Annotated in this window: 1 protein-coding gene; it reads left to right on the top strand. The window is 38.4% G+C overall.

Features of this window, described 5'->3' with window-relative positions; all coding sequences use genetic code 11:
- Positions 1-304 precede the first annotated feature (304 nt).
- Positions 305-3,745 (top strand): preprotein translocase subunit SecA, encoded by a 3,441-nt coding sequence (gene secA, locus NZ519_12905; GenBank protein MCS7029653.1) that lies wholly within the window; start codon positions 305-307, stop codon positions 3,743-3,745.
- Positions 3,746-3,842: the final 97 nt, after the last annotated feature.

Raw genomic sequence — 3,842 nt, 5'->3', positions numbered from 1 at the left:
CTTATTTACTGTGTCTTTCAACAATGAAAAGACATTTATTTTTTCATACTGTACAAAAGTACAGTTTTTTTGTATCTGAAAAAACATCTGAAAAATGTCACTCATATTGTAAACTTTTAAACATCACTTTTTTTGAAATCCTCCGTAACATAGCAGCAAACAAAGCTACTGAAATGACTAAAGCCCACCCCATGAAACAAAACCGAACATTACCTTAGAAAGCTAGTTTGACCTGACAAGACGTAAGTATTCTCATGGCTGAAAAAAAATTAGTACCTTTGTCCTTGAATTTTGAAAAACAACCATGTTCAAGCTATTAGCAAAGTTATTTGGTTCTAAAAAAGAAAGAGATATCCAAGCCCTTAAACCTATTGTTGCCCAAATCAATGAATATTATGCCCAACTGCACAGCCTTACCGACGATGAACTAAGAGATAAAACTCGAATTTTCAAAGAAAAAATACAAGCCCACCTTGCTGAAATTAATGCAGAAATAAATGCACTTGAAGAGCGTATTCATACATCGTATCTAGAAGGAACACCTCTACCGACAGAAGAGCAAGAAGCCATTTATGAACAGATTAAAAAATTAAGCAAGGAAAAAGATAGACAAATAGAAGAGATACTTAACCAACTGTTACCTGAAGCCTTTGCCGTAGTCAAAGAAACTGCACGCAGATTTACCGAACAAAAGCAATTAGTAGTCAAAGCCACAGATTTTGATATAAAGATAGCACAAAAGAAAAAGAATGTAGTTATTGAAGGCGATAAAGCAATATGGCATAACAAGTGGATGGTCGCAGGAAATGAAATAGAATGGAACATGATTCACTATGACGTGCAGTTGATGGGGGGAATTGTACTACATCAAGGTAAAATTGCCGAAATGGCAACAGGCGAAGGTAAAACTTTAGTTTCTACCTTACCTGTCTACCTCAATGCTTTAGCAGGCGAAGGCGTACATGTAGTTACAGTAAATGATTACTTAGCTCGTAGAGATGCAGAATGGAACGGACCTATTTATGAATTTCATCAGCTTTCCGTAGATTGTATTGACTTGCATCCCCCACATTCCGAAGCTCGTATTGCTGCCTATCGCGCAGATATCACCTACGGCACTAACAATGAATTTGGCTTTGATTATCTGCGCGATAACATGGTTACTAAATATGAAGAAATTGCTCAAAGAAAACTGCACTACGCTATTATTGATGAGGTAGACTCCATTCTTATTGATGAAGCTCGAACCCCCCTAATTATCGCAGGACCTGTTCCCGAAGGGGATAAACATCAATACTTTGAGTATAAACCTCGCGTACAGCGATTATACGAAGCTCAAAAACGGCTATGTAACGAACTACTTAATGAAGCCCGCAAGCACTTAGCTAACAAAGACGAAGAAAAAGCAGGCTTAGCACTGCTACGAGCTTACAGAGGGCTACCTAAAAGCAGACCTTTAATTAAATTTCTAGGCGAACCTGGCATCAAAAGCTTACTCAACAAAACAGAGCTGTACTACCTTCAAGACAACGCCAAAAACATGCCCAAAGTAGATGAAGTACTCTATTTTGTAATAGATGAAAAAAATAACACCGTTGAAATGACCGATAAAGGTCGTGAGCTTATTACTCAGGATACCGAAGATCCCAACTTCTTTGTTCTACCAGATATTGGATTGGAATTCGCTAATATTGAAAATCACCCTGAATGGACAGAACAACAAAAAAGAGAAGCCAAAGATAAACTAACTCGGGAATATACCGAAAAAGCAGATAGGATTCACACAGTTAACCAACTCTTGCGCGCTTATACGCTTTTTGAAAGAGATGTAGAATACATTGTAGAAAATGGACAGGTCAAAATTGTGGATGAACAAACAGGGCGCATCATGGAAGGCAGGCGCTACTCTGATGGACTACATCAAGCTATTGAAGCAAAAGAAAATGTAAAAGTAGAAGGCACTACACAAACTTATGCTACTATCTCTCTACAAAACTATTTTCGCATGTATCACAAGTTAGCAGGCATGACAGGTACTGCTGAAACCGAAGCAATAGAATTTTATGACATTTACAAGCTGGATGTAGTAGTTATTCCTACCCATAAACCTGTTATTCGCAAAGATTTAGAAGACCAACTTTACAGAACTAAGCGCGAGAAATACAATGCCGTTGCGCAAAAAATTCAGGAATTAGTCAATGAAGGGCGACCTGTGTTAGTAGGTACCACAAGTGTAGAAAATTCTGAAATTTTAAGCCGTTTACTTAGACAAAGAGGTATTAAACACAACGTGCTTAACGCTAAGCTGCATCAAAAAGAAGCAGAAATTGTAGCTCAAGCAGGTCAGGCAGGCGTAGTAACCATTGCTACAAACATGGCAGGTAGAGGTACAGACATTAAGTTAGGACCTGGTGTAAAAGAAAAAGGCGGCTTAGCTATCATTGGTACTGAAAGACATGAAGCCCGCAGAATTGATAGACAGCTTAGAGGGCGAGCAGGACGGCAAGGCGACCCAGGTTCTTCTCAATTTTTCGTATCCCTAGAAGATGACCTCATGCGACTTTTTGCATCCGATAGACTAGCCCGAATCTTGGATAGATTAGGAAACATAAAAGAAGGTGAAGTTATTGAACACCGTATTATCACTAAATCCATAGAACGCGCACAAAAGAAAGTAGAAGAACAAAACTTCGCTATTCGCAAGCGTTTAATTGAATATGACAATGTCATGAACCAACAACGCGAAGTTATTTACACTCGCCGTAGAAATGCCCTCAAAGGACAAAAAATAAAATTAGATATTCAGGATGCTATCTATAACTTTTGTTCTAGCTTGATTATCAATGAAAAAGGAGAAACCACTGATATTTATCAAGAAGCCGATATTAACGCTCTACAATACGAATTGTACCGCACTATCGGATATGATGGCGGTATTACTCAAGAAGATTTACGCATGCTCAAACCTAATCAAGTTATAGATAAGTTGTACGAAAATGTGTATGACTATTATCAGAAAAAAACCAAAGAAATAGCCGATTTTGTATATCCTTTCTTAGAGGATGTCTATAAAAATCACAGAGAAAAAATTACCACAGTAGTTTTTCCCTTTTCTACAAACAAGTACCAAATATACGCCGAAGTGAGTTTACAGGAAGCATATCAAAGCAAGGGGTTAGAAGTAATGACCGCCTTAGAAAGGGCTACCACCCTAGCCGTAATTGACGATAAATGGAAAGACCATCTCCGAGAAATGGATGACCTGCGCCAAAGTGTCCAAAATGTTGTCTATGAGCAAAAAGATCCGCTATTAGTCTATAAGTTTGAAGCTTTTCGAGAGTTTCAAAAAGTCGTTACTCAAATCAATCAAGAAATTTTACAGTATCTATTCCATGCTACTTTAACACCTGTTCAAACCGCAGAGCAAGAACGAGCTGCTGAACTACAAGCTAGACAACAAGAACGTAAAAACAAACAAAATTTATCTAAACTCAAAACGGTACATCAAAGCATTCAAAGTAGCTATGTGTCTTCCTCTACTCATGATGGACTCAACAGTACTGACTACGAAGTAGTAGAAAATAGAAGACCAAAGGTAGAGCAGCGCATCGTAGGACAAAAGATACAACCTAATCAAAGTGTAGATGTGCAGTATTTAGATGGTAGCGTTAAAAAAGGAATTAAGTACAAAAAAGTGCAACAGGACATAGAAACAGGCAAGTGCATTGTGATCAGGGTTTATTAGTAGGAATATAAAGTTTTTCACTTTTTGGGCGTGCCCCTTGCTGACGCAAGGGTCGGGGCATTCCGCACTGCGCTTCGCTTCGGTACTTCGCTAACGC

The sequence above is a fragment of the Bacteroidia bacterium genome, assembly GCA_025056095.1.
Classification (GTDB): domain Bacteria; phylum Bacteroidota; class Bacteroidia; order JANWVE01; family JANWVE01; genus JANWVE01.
This window is presented reverse-complemented; position numbering and strand designations above follow the sequence as displayed.